Origin of the sequence: Corynebacterium ureicelerivorans, from assembly GCF_000747315.1 — a bacterium.
Classification (GTDB): Bacteria; Actinomycetota; Actinomycetes; order Mycobacteriales; family Mycobacteriaceae; genus Corynebacterium; species Corynebacterium mucifaciens.
On record NZ_CP009215.1, the window covers coordinates 560,275 to 573,179 of the forward strand.

Below are 12,905 nucleotides of genomic sequence, written 5' to 3' on the forward strand. Positions count from 1 at the left end.
GTCACATCTCCTACGGTTCCCGTAGTTGACGGGGTCGATTCTGGTTTCGACTTCATCTACTTAGCCAGGGGAAGCGTGCCGGTGCAGGCAGGAGACCACCGCAAGCGTCGCTGTAAAACAATAAACGCAGAGAAGAACTCTCAGCGTGACTACGCCCTCGCTGCCTAATTAGAATAGGTTCAGCGACCTGCGTGTCCGTCAGGCCGGGGATGTCCCCGCCCCGGTACCTGGCGTCGACTTAGGGGACTTGCCTTCCGGCCCTGTCAGTGGGGCCTTGGAAGGGACATTTTCCACTGACTGGGCCCGTCATCCGGACATGTTCGCCTGATCCGGAGGGTCGAGGAGAGACAGTGTGCGAACTGCGCACGGAGAAGCCCTGGCGCGGTGGTGAAGGACCCGGGTTCAATTCCCGGCGGCTCCACCGAGGGGAATCCCCAGGTCATTGTTGGCCTGGGGATTCTTTCGTTTCCGCAGCGTGTGGCACTATTCCATAGTAGACACGAGTAGACACACGCGGACATGAAACGACTTACGGAAGGGAACGCAAGGGGAACGCATGGCCCGGAGAAGAACCTGGGGCAAAATCACCAAAAAGCGGACACGCTTCTACGCCGAATACACCGGCCCCGACAGCAAACGCCACACCCCCGGCCACAGCTTCGCAACCCGGGGCGACGCGGAGGGCTGGCTCGCCCACGAACGCCGCCTAATCGACCTCGACGCATGGGAGCCCCCCACAACCCGCGCAGCCAAGGCGGAGGCGGACGGCATAACCGTTGGGGAATGGCTGGAAACCTACCTCGAAATCCTGACGTCACGGCTGAAGCCGTCGACGCTGCAAAGCTATCGGAGGGAAGTACACAACCGCATTCTCGCCCCACTCCCGCCCGGGGACAGTGACCCACGGGTGGTGGGGCTGAAAAACATTCCCCTCACCCGCCTCACAACAGCGGACGTGTACAAGTGGTGGGACGGCCTGCAAGCCGCCTACCCCGACGCGAAGACAACGAACCAGCATGCCTACAAGCGACTTCGAGCCGCGTGCGCAGAAGCCGTCCGGCGCGAGATGATAGACGCGAACCCCGCGGCAGTACGGGAGGCCGGCAAGCGGGTACAGGCGCAGGAGAAGTACCTGCCGGAGGACTGGGAGCTCGCCGCGATACTCGACCACATGGACGCCGCGTACAAGCCGTTGACGTCGCTCATCCTTCATCATGGGGCGCGTATCGGTGAGGCTATAGCGGTGGAGGTGGAGGATGTGACGGTGACGCCGCGCCCGGTGCCGTGGCTCCCTAAAGTCGCCGTGGCGGTACGGCAGAACGCGCAGCGTCTCACCATCGACGGGAAAACCCGGATGGTGGTCATGTCCACCCCCAAGACGTCCGCGGGGAGGCGCACGATACCCATCATGGACGCGGACGCCCCGCTGTTCCTCGCTCACCTATGGGCGCATGACGGGTTGGCCACGTTGGTAGAGACTGACCGTGGGACGCGCAAAATGGTGCTGCTCACCCGCACCGCGACGGGGCAGATGGTGATGGACACCAGCTACCGCAGTATCTTGAACCGGGTGAAGCGGCGGGCCGGCGTCGACGCGGGTATCAACCCTCACACCGGGAGGAACTGGCTGATTACCCGCTTGGCGGAGCAGGGCGCGCACCTGAAGGAGATAGGCGCGCTGCTGGGGCAGGATGATGTTTCCACCATCCTCGACGTGTACATGAAGGTGCGTTCCGGGCGTACGGACGAGCTCATGGAGCGGGTGAGCGCCACCCTCCGGTAGTGTGTACTGTAGTGTCCACTAGTAGACACTAGGAGACGGAGAAAGGAACCGTGAAGCATGGCTGCAACCTTGCTCACTCGACAGCAGGCCGCGGACATTGTCGGCTGCAATGTCCGCACGATTGACCGGCGTATCCGGTCAGGCGACCTACCGGCCCGACGCTCAGGAAGGATGGTGCGTATCGACCCGGCAGACCTCGACAGGATGTTCAGCGACCCGAAACGCTGGGCCTAGCGTTCCAGCTGCTCGATAAGGTTCAGCGCGGCTGGTAGTAGCCGGTCAGGTAGACCCTCCACCTTGCTGTGGAGGGTCTTTCTTTGCACGTCGGCGGGGTTGTAGCCGGCTGCGGAGAGAACCGCGTGGGGGTCTGCGCTGACTGCTTTAGCGGCGGCGGTGAGCTTCTCCACAGAGGGGTTGACGGGTGTGAACTCGCCGTTGATAAGGTGCCCGCCGTCTTCTATGCGCCTGTAGAACGTGGGGGTTATTCCGGCGTTGAGGGCAGCTTGGCGTTTAGACAGTCCCGCCTGTTCTCGGGCGGTTTGGAGTATGCGCCCGGGGAGCCATTGTGGGGGCGGGTTGGGTGTCATGGGTTTTAGCGTATCGCACTAGGTTTGACTTTTTTACAAACTGTGTACTAGAGTGCATACCAGTACACACCGCAGAGTGCGTACACCGGGCTGCAACCCGGCAAAACGAAGGCCCGGCTGGCGCTGCAACACCAACCGGGCAAAGACGCTCACGGAGAAAGGAATTCAGACCATGAGCACCTCTAATCCTAACCACCCCGCCACACAGGGGCAACTAACCAAAAACGAGCGCGCAGCACGCCTCATCAAGCAGAAGTTCGTGCTCGACATGCTGTACGCCGTCCACAAAGACGAAACCGCCGAGCTCGCCGCGCAGTACGAACCCGGCGACAAGGCCGAAATCAAGAACGACAACGGCGTGAAGATTGGCACCGTGTCCATGTCCACCCCGAACAAGAAGGCGGTGCCGGACGATGATTCCGTGCTGCTGGGCTACGCCGTCGAGCACGGCCACGAGGTCGAGGACATGCTGCCGGCCAACGGCACACCGGAAGCCGCGGAAATCGTGAAGCTGGTCGAGGCCGCAGGCCGCGAAGACCTGCTGGTGCCGTCCGTGACCGCAGAGGTGGAGAAGGAAGTCTGCCAGGAGGTTCTGAAGGGCTGGGAGTTCAGCGGGGGCAAGGAGCTGCCGTTGGGCTGGGAGATTCAGGACGCCTCGAGCCCGCGATTCACAGTGGCGAAGGGGCGCAGCGCGCAGGCGAAGGCCGCGTTCGAGCGCGAGATGGAACCGATTAAGGACGCGCTGGCGCAGTCAGCGTTCCGCGAGATTGAGGAGGGCAAGTAACAATGACCATCACCACTAGGAAACCCACCGGGCAGACCTCATGGCCGTTTATCCTCCTCGCCGGCGTCGAGGGTGGAGGTAAAACTTGGGCCGCTGTCGAAGCAACCGGCATGGAATCGGTCGACAGGGCATTCTTCATCGAGCTTGGCGAGGGCATGGCCGATGAATACGGGCAGGTTCCGGGTGCTGACTTTGAAATCATCGAGCATGACGGCACCGTGGGGATGATTCGTGAGGCGATTGCGTGGGCGTCGGCGCACCCCGCTGCTGAAGGCAAGAACAACATGCTCATCTTCGATTCGCTCACCGAATTGTGGGAGCTGATCACGGAGAATGCGCAGGCCGAGGCAAACCGGCGCGCCACCCGCAAGGGGCGCAAGATTCCCGAGGGTGGCATTCGTATTGACATGGATCTGTGGAACCGGGCTGGCGACACCTGGGAGGGGGTGATGGGCCAGCTGCGTCGATTCCCGGGTGTGGTGATCGGCACCGCCCGCCTGGAGAAGGTCACGCTTATGGACGATGAGGGCAGGCCGACGAAGGAGAAGGACTGGAAGATTCAGGCGCAGAAGCGCTTGCCGTACCGGGTGCAGGTGATTGTGCAGGCCCGTCAACCCCGCACCTGGACAATGACGAAGATCGCTACCACGGTTCCGGCGTTGCAGCTGCAGCCCGGGCAGGAGCGGACGTTCAACGACTTCTCCGTGGTGAAGCTTTTGGAGACGATGGGGGTGGGGGCGAATACCGCGCCGGCGACGTTCCGCGAGGCGGTGCAGGACGATTCACTAGCCGATAATCCACAGCCGAAGCAGAAGCCGCAGCAGGAGGCGACGGCAGAGCAGCTGGCGGAGTTCGCTCGCAAGGCTACCGAGCAGTCCGACGAGGCGCTGAAGAAGGGGCTGGTGTACTACCAGCGCATGAAGGACACGCAGCGGGTGGAGATTGTGCAAGCGGAGATTAGCCACCGGGCGCAGCGCAACGTGCAAGACCAACTCGACGGGGAGGTGGTTGAGGGTGAGCTTGTCGAAGCCTAGCCTGCGCGCCCTTAGCTGGCGTGACCGCCAGGCGGTGCGGGTTATCGATTGGTGCATTACCCACTTGCCGTCGCGGGAGCTGTCCGAGGCCATTACGGAGGCGTTGAGCGCGGGGACAGTGCAGGTGCTCCTAAGGCACCTGCAGGAGTGGGAACGGCGCGCCAGGCCAAACACCTAGACGGGGCTGCAACCCCAATTTTGAAGCACGGAGAAAGGAAAAGCACGGACGATGAAGCGTTCCTACATGAAGCGCAAACCCGCGAAGAACGGGCGGGTGCCGGAGGAAGTGTACGCGGCGGTGATGATGCGCAACGGGGGCCGGTGTGAGGTCGGATTCCCCGGTGTCTGCACCGGGCGGGCGGAGGAGTTTCACCACCGCCAGTCGCGGGGGGCGTCGCGCAACCCGCACACCATCGGGAATGGTTGCGCGGCGTGCCACGCCTGCCACGACTACCTGACGCACCGCTCCCCGCAGGCGGGGCGCGACGTGGGGGCCGTGGTGTCGCGCCACTACACCGGCGACCCGGCGTATAAGCCGATGAAAGTACCGGGCCGGGGCTGGGTGTACCTCACCCCGGGCGGTGGCTACGAGAAAGCCGAGGGGGTGCAGTAATGAGGCAGGTAGGTATACCCGCTGACTTGTCGGCCATGCCCCCACGGGCGTTGAAGGTGTACGCGGTGCTGGCCGCGAATCGGTGGCCCCAAGGGTTGACGGTGAATCAGGTATCGGGTCTGACCGGGTTGACGTGGCGCACGGTGGATACCGCGTTGGAGGAGCTACGCGCAGCCGGCTACCTGGACGAGCACAACCAGCCGGTGGGAGGTGCTGCGTAGGTGGCGATTTATCGTGACGGCTCCATTGACGAGAACTGGGCGACGATTCCCAACGCCCTGTTTCGTTCCGGGTTCCCGCTGCGTGTGGTCGCGGTGCTGGGGAACCTGCTCACGCACCGGCCTGACTTCCCAGTGACGGTGAAGCTCATGGCCGAGCAGCTCGGTGTGACCCCGAAGACGGTCACGCAAGCGATCAATGACTTGGAGGAGCTGGGGTTGGTTGAGCGTGTCCCGGTTCCTGGGGAGCCTGGCAAGTTTGGGCGGAATGACTACCGGCTGCGTGAGCAGCGTTTGGTGACGTGGCAACCGGAGGTAAAAAATACCGACGGTGAGGGGGAGCCGGAGGTAAAAATTACCCACGGGCCGGAGGTAAAAATTACCCACGGGCCGGAGGTAAAAAATACCTACATAGAAGACCAAGATAAAACACTAGGTAGAACACCAACTTCCCCCCAAGCCCCCCAAGGGGGGCAGGGGGAGCTGGCCGTCCCGGTGCCGAGCCTCGCGGAGGACTTCGCGGACTGGTACGCGACCTATCCGCGGAAGGTGGGGAAGAAGGACGCGGAGAGGGCGTACAAGCGGGCCCGCAAAGACGGGGCGACCCGGGAGGAGCTGCTGGCCGGTGTCGAGCGTTCGGTGCGTTCCTGGCGCGTCGAGGGGCGCAGCAAGGACAAGCTGCCGTACCCGGCCACCTGGTTGAACCAGGGGCGCTGGGAGGACGAGGAAACGCTCGGCGCGGACGTGGGGCAGCGCGGCGATTATCAGCCAACGGCGAATGATGTGGCGCAGCAGATGATTCAGCGCATGCAGCAGCAGCGCCAGGGCAACGAGTGGAAGGAGCTTGAGCGGTGACGCCCGAGGAGAAGATTGAGCTTGCCGGCAACGTGATTACCTACGGCAAGGCGCTGGCACCTGACCGGTTCCCGCGCCCCACGGAGCAGGTGGTGGCCGTGTGGGCCGACGTGCTCGGGTCTATCAGCGTGCCGAAGGGCGTGTGGCCGGAGGCGGTGCGTGTGTGGGCCGTGGAGATTGCGGGGGAGCGGATGTGTACCCCGCGGGAGCTGAAGCAGGCTGCGCGGGCTGTGCTGGCGCGGTGGGAATCCGAGCCGGTGAAGCGTGAGCTGCTGGCTGCGCACCGTGAGGCGCGGCGGGTGCAGCGTGACCGGGAGCTGTCGGAGGGCCGGTTTGGTGAGGTGCGTGGGCACGCAAGGCCGGTGCTGGAATCGCGGCCTGTGGTGTCGGGTGCGGTGTTGGACGCGGTGAAGGATGTTGTAAAGCGTGTTTGACCTGTACGTTTGACATTATTACAAACTATGGAATAGGATTAGGGCAACAACGAAAGAGGGGCTGCAACCCCAGAAAGGACACCGCGATGAAAACCACCGCCGACAACCTCACCGCACAGAACATCGTCGACAAGCTCGAAACCGAGATGGCCATGCAGAACGGTTGGGAGTTCAGCACCACCCTGAAGGAATCCCTCGAAGACACCGTCCAAGAGCTTATGTACGCCGACGGCTCAGCCCTCCCTGCGTTCCTCCGCGACCTGGCCTACGCCCTCGACAACCTGGCCCTCGAGCTCGACTAACCGCAACCGCCAGCCTCCGGGCCGGCAATCAGCCCGACCAGCAGGCAGGGGAGTGCGAGCCTCCCCACGGGCACTAGGGGCACCCGCCCCGCACCAAGACGGCGCTGCAACGCCGAGGAAGGAACACAACGATGGACATGCTGCTCGAACGCGCACCCCACATCGCAAAGCACTGGCGGAGGGTGGGTGACCACCTCGCGTACGAGAACCTCACCGCGACCCTCGACTTCGACCCGGGGTGCCACGCCATCACGTTGCGCAACGAGGACAACGGGAACACCGAAACGATCCGCGTCATGACCGTGCGCAGCGTCGGGGCAGTCCTGCAGACGGCGCGCCTCGCCTACGACCTGCTGGCCGGCCCCGAGGCTCCGCGTGACCCCGAGGTGGACACGCTCGACGGGTGGGAGCGGTAGTGAACAGCAAAGCGCAGGAAGCCGACCGGGTGCGCATGGAGCGCGCCCTGCTCGGTGCCGGCATGGACGCGAAGCGGGCGTTGGAGAGCGCCGCCCGGGTAGCTCCGTACGACGAGCGACTGCGGGCATGGGAGGCGCTGGCAGACGCGGCGTCCCGGGCGAACCAGGCCCTCGCCGGGTACATGACCGAGTACGGGCTGATGGGGAAGGAGGGCGAGTGATGGAGGCTGCAATGCAGGTCGAGTTCTGGAACGCGGTGCTCGACGTGGCGTGGGTGCTGCTGCCGCAGGAGTGCCTGAACGCCCTGGCGTACAACTAGCGCGGGTGGAACCCTCTCCGGTTCGAGGCCGGGGCGCGCACGAGGTGGCAACACCGCCACCACTACTAGACCGGGCTGCAACCCGGAGGAAGGGGACACCACCATGTCCAAGAAGCCAGAATCCGCCCCCATGTCGGAGTACGCCGGCGCAACGCTAGACGAGCTGCCGAAGACCAACCCGCCCCGCTCATACGACGACGTGAAGCCCTACTGGGGCAATGTTGAGGGCGCGCAGCTGTTCACGGTGAACCAGCTGGTGCTGGAAACTCCGGAGCTGCTCGACCTGTGGAAGACGCTGGTGGCTGCAGCACACGAGAACCCGCTTGCCGAGGTGGACGGAACAACCATTCGCCGTGTGGCCGACGGCGACGAGATTAACCGCCAGATTCGGGAGAAGCGGTCCCGCTACGACCAAGAGCGCGAGGCGTTCCACCGACTGATCAACGGCGAGGTCAAGTACACCGTCTACCCCTCCACCACCAGCTACTACATGGAGCGGGAGAACATCGGATGGGATGAGGACTGGGTGCAGGAGAATTACCCCTCCCAGTCCTGACCGCCACCGGAGCCGGGCGATACTGCGCCTCGTGCCGACGGCTGGCACACCACACAATCGAATAGGTAGCCCGCGCCGGGCCCGCGCCCTTCACCGGGTGCGCTGCGGTTCAACCCCGCAGGCGGGCACGCAGGGGCGGTGGTGCGTTTTGGCGTACTTCAGCACCGCGCAAGGGCGTACCCGCTCACGGGCAATGCGACGGCACTATTCCCACCGTCGCGGGAGCGGCACTGCGACCCTGCGCCCCTCACCAACGTCACAAGACCGGCTGCAACCGGAGAAAGGACACCACAATGAAACTGCCCACCTTCACGGCCCTGGGCAACCTCGAAGGCGCACTCACGGGCGCGCTCGAGGAATGCTACGAGGCGCTGCACAGCTACCAAGACGCCGGCCTCGACAAGCCGTACGTCCACGCGAAGCTGAACCAAGCGGTCGCGGAACTGCGCGAGGCACAAAGCTACCTCCGCGCCTTCCCGGGGGCACCGTCGGCATGATGGGCACGCAAGACCCGCTGTGGGGCGAAACGCACCCGGCAGAAGCCGCCTACTACGCCAACATTGCTGTGCACCGCGGCTGGCACGTCGCAGCAGACCGGGCTATGGGCTACCTGGCGAACACCGGGCGTGAGTTCACCGCCGACGATTTACGCCGCCTCCTCGACCAGGCCGGCGACCCCACAACCCCGAACGCATACGGAGGCCTCCTCATGGCCTGGTCGCGCCGCGGGATTATCCGCAAGACCGGATACCGCTGCTCGACGCAGCCGAAGCGCCACGGAGGGGTGAACGCCGTATGGGTAGGCACCAAGTAGGGCACTGCCAGTACAGCCGCTGCACGGGGTTCATAGACCCCCACGACCGGCTAGGAGCGTACTTCGGGCTGTGCCCAACGCACGCCCGAGACGCGGAGACGAAACTGAAACTCAACCGAGACGAATTCAACGCAAGGAACAGGAAACATGGCACTTCCTAACATCAACATCGAGGGCGGAACCCTGGTCACAGACCCGGAGCTGCGCTACACCCCTTCGGGCGCTGCGGTGGCGAACTTCCGCGTCGCTGCCAACAGCCGCCGGTTCAACAAGGAGACGAATCAGTGGGAGGGCGGCGACACCACGTTCCTCACCTGCAACATCTGGCGGGAGGCCGCGGAGAACGTGGCCAACAGCCTGCAGAAGGGCATGCGGGTGAACGTCACCGGCGAGCTGCAGCAGCGCTCCTACCAGACGAAGGAGGGGGAGCAGCGCACCGTGTTTGAGGTGAACGTGCGCGAGGTGGCTCCGTCGCTGAAGTTCGCCACCGCGCAGGTGAACCGCAACCAGTCGAATGGCGGCGGGGGTCAGCAGCAGGGTGGCTGGGGGCAGAAGAGCGGCCAGACGCCGCAGAATGACCCGTGGGGCGGCGCGACCGGCGACACGGGCGGGTTCGGCGGCGGCGACCCGGAGCCGCCGTTCTAGGAACGCTCGCCGGGTAAGGTAACGGCGGGAACACAGAAAACAACAAGGGAGACGGAACCCATGAATAAGAAAATTGCAGCTTTGGCCGCGGCCACCGCGCTCACCCTCACCGCGTGCGGCGACACCTCCGACGAGGACGCAGAGCCAGCCACCAGCACCTACGAGTACAAAGACCCAGTAGATGAACAGGCGAAACCTACCCATGATTGGCTCATGGAGCAGGGTGCGAAGTCTGTAGGGCTGTCAAACGATACATTCCGCAGCGTCGTTATTTTGTCTTGCGGGTACGCGGAACAGGAACAGTCAGAGTCCCTTGAGACAATCCGCGCCAAGGGGGAATCTGCAATTCGTGCCCAGGTGAAGGACGTACCGGAGGATAAGGTGACCCCGGCGTTCTTAGCAGCTACCGCTACGGGTTGCCCTCACCTTATTCAAGGGCAGGGCGTGAATGGTTTGAAGCTAGTTCTTGCGGGGCAGTAGTGGACAGTGAGCATGACGAGCTGTTGGCCGCTGCCGTTGAGGCGCACCAGGACTACGAAGGCGCGGTGGAGGCTGCTAAGGCTGCACGCCGTTTGGAGTTCCAGCGAGCCGTAGACGGTGGAGTGAGCCGTGGGCAGATTGCGCGCCGGTTGGGTCGTTCAACAGCGTGGGTGAGCCGGATTGTTTCTGGCGACCGCTGACCATTGACAAAATGGCAAGGGTCGGGTAAGTTAAAGGGCACTAGGTCACTTAGACCTGGTGCCCGATATTTTTGGGCCACGGCGGTGCTACCAACACCCCGTGGCGTGGACTCAACTAATAAGGAGTTGAATCATGGGTCAGTTTGTCATACCCGCAGGGGCAGAACAATCCCCCACCCCTTTTGACGTGTATCGCCAGGAGCGCGAGGACGGCTCCGAGTTTTGGAGCGCCCGCGACCTCGCCCAACTCATGGGCTACCGCAAGTGGCAGAACTTCGAGAACGCACTGAACCGCGCCATTAAGGCAGCGCACAACCAAAAAATGGACGTTACCAGCCTTTTTATCCGATCTAGTAAAAAGACCGCGGGCCGTCCACAAGAGGACTACGAGTTAACCCGGTTCGCGGCGTACCTCGTCGCCATGAACGGCGACCCTAACAAGCCGGAAGTCGCGTCCGCGCAGGCATACTTCGCCACCCGCACCCGCCAGGCCGAAACGCAGCAACCCGCACAACTCACGGACGAGGAACTACTCTCCCGTGCCCTCATGGTGGCCAACTCCAAGATGGAGCGCCTGGAGGCCGAGAAGGCCGAAGCGGTGGAACTCTCCGAGGCTGCAATGGCGCGTGCCCACGTCGCGGAAGCCGAAGCGGACGAGGCGCGCCCCAAGGCAGAGGCGTTCGACAGTTTCATGCGAACCGACGGCACCTACTACATGGGTGCAGTAGCGAAAATGCTGGGCATGGGGCAAAACGAGTTGTTCCGCAGGCTACGGAAGGAACGAGTGCTTATCCCGTCGGGGCACCTGTACAACACCCCGTACCGGCAGTATGAGCGCTACTTTCTGGTTCGTCCGCACAAGTATGTTAACGCGGACGGGCGGGAGTTCTTGAAGCACACAACGTACGTGAAGCCGGCGGGGGTTGAGTTTATCCGACGACGGCTGGGGGTTGAGGCTCCGTTCGTTTCCGTGTCGTAGTTGGTTTCACGGAGAAGGGGAGTTTTGGGGTAGTGCTGCAACGCTATCCCCGGCCATGTAATTAGAACGTGTGTTCGTGTACGTCGCAAATGTGTTCTACCATTGACGGCACCGAGCCGACCGCATAACCACCCGGAGCAGACTTCCTAACATGATTGAGACAACAGCCCTCACCCCGCCTGGTGCGCCCTGCAAAGTCACCAGGGCGCACGACCCGAAGGACACCTTCACCGCCTACGAAATAGAGGTCAACGGCCAAACCATCGAGCTAGAACCCTCCCACGTCGCGGAGCTCTCCCGCGTGCTCACCCTCATTGCGGGTGGGAACTGAAACCGCTCGCAATACACACCCGATGGTGTTAGTGTGGCCGATGTGGAAGGCGCGAAATGCACATACCAAGACCGGGAGCTGTTTACCAACCCGGCTGGCCGTGACGCACCATCGACAGTGCGTGCGATACAGATTTGCGAAGAGTGCCCCATCATCAACCAGTGCGCGAAGCAGGCGCTGACAGCCGGCTCAAGTATCGACTTCAGCAACCAACACCCCGCGGTCGGTGTGATCCAGGCCGGGGTGTACTGCGACGGCTCGCAGCGCGCAGCTATGGAGCTCGCGGCCCGGGCGGGGGAGCTTCCCCCTGCCGTCGAGGTGACGCCGCGGGCGAAGGCAGGGGACAGGTGCAAAAGCTGCGGCACGCCAATGGTGCGGTGGACGCGTGACCGTGTGCCGGACGGGTACGCAATGCACCGGGGGCGGGGGTTCTGCACGAACTGCCGTAAGGCGTACAACGAGGAGTTGGCTCGGGCCCGGGCTAATGGTGAGGTACGGGTGGGGCTGCGGAAGCAGGTTGACCGGAAGCGCCACTCGGCCCCGCCCCGCCGTGACCGCGAGGTGGTTATCCAGTTCTCGTTGTTTGAGCGGGAGGCGCTGGCGTGACGCAGTGGGACTTGAAGTTGCCGTGGGTGAAGCCGCCGCTGTCGCTCAATGACCGCGAGCATTGGGCTCCTAGGGCGAAGAAGCAGAAGGCGGTGCGGGAGGCGTCGGCGCTGCTGGCTCGGCAGGCGGGTATCCCGCGGTTGGGGACGGCGAAGGTGCGGCTGGTGTGGTTGGTGGCTGACCGGCGTCGGCGTGACCGGGAGAACATCACTGCGACGCTGAAGCCTGCGATTGACGGGCTGGTGGACGCGGGTGTTGTTGAGGATGACTGCTGGTGGATTGTGACTGAATCGTCGTGTGCGATTTCGTTGGTAGAGAAGGGGTGTGAGGGGGTTTACCTGCAGGTTTTGGGTGAGCCGGAGGGCGTTTCGGTTTCCCTTTGACATTATGACAAAGTGTGTAATAAACTAGGGGTACAAACAAAGAGCAGAGGGGCTGCAACCCCAGAAAGGACACAAGATGGCCACCTACGCCACCACCGCCGACTACATCGAGCAGAACATCACCCCGGGCCTCGGAGATGTCGAGCTCACCAGCGAGCAAGCGCAGGAAGTCGCCCACCGCATGACCGAATGGAACGAGGACGGCCAGCTCGTGGAGCGCGAGGGCATGGACTTCTGGGACGTCGTAGCCGACGTCCGCGGCGACAACTAGCCCGACAAGGCAGGCAGGCGGGTTCAAGCCCCCGCCACGGGCACCAGGGCCAACCGGCCCGCACAACCACATAGACCGCGCTGCAACGCGGAGAAAGGAACCCCGTCATGTACCACGGGAACAACGAAGGCCTACGCGCCCTCGACATGGCAGAACAACGCCTCAAAGAAGCCCGCACCACCGCCACCCCAGCGGAACTGCCCGGCCTCAACCTCGCGCTGAACATCGTCCGCGACACCGCCGACGATGTGGCGCCCGCCCGCTCCCTCCACGACATCCTGCAGGGGGCCTAGCC

Annotated in this window: 24 protein-coding genes and 1 other RNA gene; 24 read left to right on the plus strand and 1 reads right to left on the minus strand. The window is 63.5% G+C overall.

Features of this window, described 5'->3' with window-relative positions; all coding sequences use genetic code 11:
• Positions 1-30 precede the first annotated feature (30 nt).
• From ssrA to CUREI_RS11900, 3 genes are all read left to right on the plus strand, one after another.
• Positions 31-424, plus strand: a transfer-messenger RNA (tmRNA) gene (ssrA, locus tag CUREI_RS11780).
• A 132-nt stretch (positions 425-556) separates the two neighbouring features.
• A complete protein-coding gene (locus CUREI_RS02810; RefSeq protein ID WP_038610169.1) occupies positions 557-1,783 on the plus strand; it encodes a tyrosine-type recombinase/integrase in 1,227 nt (408 codons plus the stop codon).
• 57 nt (positions 1,784-1,840) lie between these two features.
• Positions 1,841-2,017, plus strand: a complete 177-nt coding sequence (locus CUREI_RS11900; RefSeq protein WP_084768136.1) for a helix-turn-helix domain-containing protein — start codon at positions 1,841-1,843, stop codon at positions 2,015-2,017.
• On the opposite strand, the gene CUREI_RS02815 is transcribed toward CUREI_RS11900, so the two are convergent.
• Positions 2,014-2,370: a helix-turn-helix domain-containing protein gene (locus CUREI_RS02815; protein ID WP_051952161.1), complete on the minus strand. Its 357-nt coding sequence runs from the start codon at positions 2,368-2,370 to the stop codon at positions 2,014-2,016. The two genes, CUREI_RS11900 and CUREI_RS02815, sit on opposite strands and share 4 nt — an antisense overlap.
• 172 nt (positions 2,371-2,542) lie before the next feature.
• Between CUREI_RS02815 and CUREI_RS02820 the strand changes: the two genes are divergently transcribed.
• The 21 genes from CUREI_RS02820 to CUREI_RS02925 all read left to right on the plus strand — a co-directional run bounded on the left by CUREI_RS02820 (position 2,543) and on the right by CUREI_RS02925 (position 12,903).
• A complete protein-coding gene (locus CUREI_RS02820; RefSeq protein ID WP_038610172.1) occupies positions 2,543-3,154 on the plus strand; it encodes a hypothetical protein in 612 nt (203 codons plus the stop codon).
• A gap of 2 nt (positions 3,155-3,156) precedes the next feature.
• The gene (locus CUREI_RS02825) at positions 3,157-4,188 is read left to right on the plus strand and encodes an AAA family ATPase (protein WP_038610175.1); all 1,032 of its coding nucleotides are present in this window, start codon (positions 3,157-3,159) and stop codon (positions 4,186-4,188) included.
• A 229-nt stretch (positions 4,189-4,417) separates the two neighbouring features.
• Positions 4,418-4,801 carry a hypothetical protein gene (locus CUREI_RS11540; RefSeq protein WP_051952162.1) on the plus strand — a complete coding sequence of 128 codons (384 nt, stop codon included), beginning with the start codon at positions 4,418-4,420 and terminating at the stop codon, positions 4,799-4,801.
• Positions 4,801-5,022 carry a hypothetical protein gene (locus tag CUREI_RS02840; protein ID WP_038610180.1) on the plus strand — a complete coding sequence of 74 codons (222 nt, stop codon included), beginning with the start codon at positions 4,801-4,803 and terminating at the stop codon, positions 5,020-5,022. Before CUREI_RS11540 ends, CUREI_RS02840 begins: the two co-directional genes overlap by 1 nt.
• On the plus strand, positions 5,023-5,874 hold the full coding sequence (locus CUREI_RS02845) for a MarR family transcriptional regulator (protein ID WP_038610183.1): 852 nt from the start codon (positions 5,023-5,025) through the stop codon (positions 5,872-5,874).
• Entirely contained in the window at positions 5,871-6,308 is a 438-nt protein-coding gene (locus tag CUREI_RS02850; protein ID WP_038610186.1) for a hypothetical protein, read from the plus strand. Before CUREI_RS02845 ends, CUREI_RS02850 begins: the two co-directional genes overlap by 4 nt.
• Positions 6,309-6,394: 86 nt before the next feature.
• Positions 6,395-6,610 carry a hypothetical protein gene (locus CUREI_RS02855; RefSeq protein WP_038610189.1) on the plus strand — a complete coding sequence of 72 codons (216 nt, stop codon included), beginning with the start codon at positions 6,395-6,397 and terminating at the stop codon, positions 6,608-6,610.
• 131 nt (positions 6,611-6,741) lie between these two features.
• Entirely contained in the window at positions 6,742-7,026 is a 285-nt protein-coding gene (locus tag CUREI_RS02860; RefSeq protein ID WP_038610192.1) for a hypothetical protein, read from the plus strand.
• Positions 7,026-7,247: a hypothetical protein gene (locus CUREI_RS02865; protein ID WP_038610194.1), complete on the plus strand. Its 222-nt coding sequence runs from the start codon at positions 7,026-7,028 to the stop codon at positions 7,245-7,247. The genes CUREI_RS02860 and CUREI_RS02865 overlap by 1 nt, the downstream gene beginning before the upstream one ends.
• A 201-nt stretch (positions 7,248-7,448) precedes the next feature.
• Complete coding sequence (locus tag CUREI_RS02870; RefSeq protein WP_038610197.1) at positions 7,449-7,901, plus strand: DUF7432 family protein; 453 nt, start codon at positions 7,449-7,451, stop codon at positions 7,899-7,901.
• 293 nt (positions 7,902-8,194) lie between these two features.
• Positions 8,195-8,398, plus strand: a complete 204-nt coding sequence (locus CUREI_RS02875; RefSeq protein ID WP_038610200.1) for a hypothetical protein — start codon at positions 8,195-8,197, stop codon at positions 8,396-8,398.
• On the plus strand, positions 8,395-8,715 hold the full coding sequence (locus tag CUREI_RS02880) for a hypothetical protein (RefSeq protein ID WP_144242395.1): 321 nt from the start codon (positions 8,395-8,397) through the stop codon (positions 8,713-8,715). Before CUREI_RS02875 ends, CUREI_RS02880 begins: the two co-directional genes overlap by 4 nt.
• 147 nt (positions 8,716-8,862) lie before the next feature.
• Positions 8,863-9,360, plus strand: coding sequence for a single-stranded DNA-binding protein (gene ssb / locus CUREI_RS02885; RefSeq protein ID WP_038610203.1), 498 nt, complete (start codon positions 8,863-8,865; stop codon positions 9,358-9,360).
• Positions 9,361-9,420: 60 nt separating this feature from the next.
• Positions 9,421-9,840 (plus strand): hypothetical protein, encoded by a 420-nt coding sequence (locus CUREI_RS02890; RefSeq protein WP_038610205.1) that lies wholly within the window; start codon positions 9,421-9,423, stop codon positions 9,838-9,840.
• The gene (locus CUREI_RS02895) at positions 9,840-10,040 is read left to right on the plus strand and encodes a helix-turn-helix domain-containing protein (protein ID WP_038610208.1); all 201 of its coding nucleotides are present in this window, start codon (positions 9,840-9,842) and stop codon (positions 10,038-10,040) included. The genes CUREI_RS02890 and CUREI_RS02895 overlap by 1 nt, the downstream gene beginning before the upstream one ends.
• Positions 10,041-10,173: 133 nt before the next feature.
• Complete coding sequence (locus CUREI_RS02900; RefSeq protein ID WP_051952164.1) at positions 10,174-11,019, plus strand: phage antirepressor KilAC domain-containing protein; 846 nt, start codon at positions 10,174-10,176, stop codon at positions 11,017-11,019.
• Positions 11,020-11,170: 151 nt separating this feature from the next.
• Positions 11,171-11,350, plus strand: a complete 180-nt coding sequence (locus CUREI_RS02905; RefSeq protein WP_038610210.1) for a hypothetical protein — start codon at positions 11,171-11,173, stop codon at positions 11,348-11,350.
• A gap of 33 nt (positions 11,351-11,383) precedes the next feature.
• The gene (locus tag CUREI_RS02910) at positions 11,384-11,956 is read left to right on the plus strand and encodes a WhiB family transcriptional regulator (protein ID WP_051952165.1); all 573 of its coding nucleotides are present in this window, start codon (positions 11,384-11,386) and stop codon (positions 11,954-11,956) included.
• Positions 11,953-12,339: a RusA family crossover junction endodeoxyribonuclease gene (locus CUREI_RS02915; protein ID WP_038610213.1), complete on the plus strand. Its 387-nt coding sequence runs from the start codon at positions 11,953-11,955 to the stop codon at positions 12,337-12,339. The genes CUREI_RS02910 and CUREI_RS02915 overlap by 4 nt, the downstream gene beginning before the upstream one ends.
• 76 nt (positions 12,340-12,415) lie before the next feature.
• Entirely contained in the window at positions 12,416-12,610 is a 195-nt protein-coding gene (locus tag CUREI_RS02920; protein WP_038610215.1) for a hypothetical protein, read from the plus strand.
• A 107-nt stretch (positions 12,611-12,717) separates the two neighbouring features.
• On the plus strand, positions 12,718-12,903 hold the full coding sequence (locus tag CUREI_RS02925; protein WP_038610218.1) for a hypothetical protein: 186 nt from the start codon (positions 12,718-12,720) through the stop codon (positions 12,901-12,903).
• Positions 12,904-12,905 lie beyond the last annotated feature (2 nt).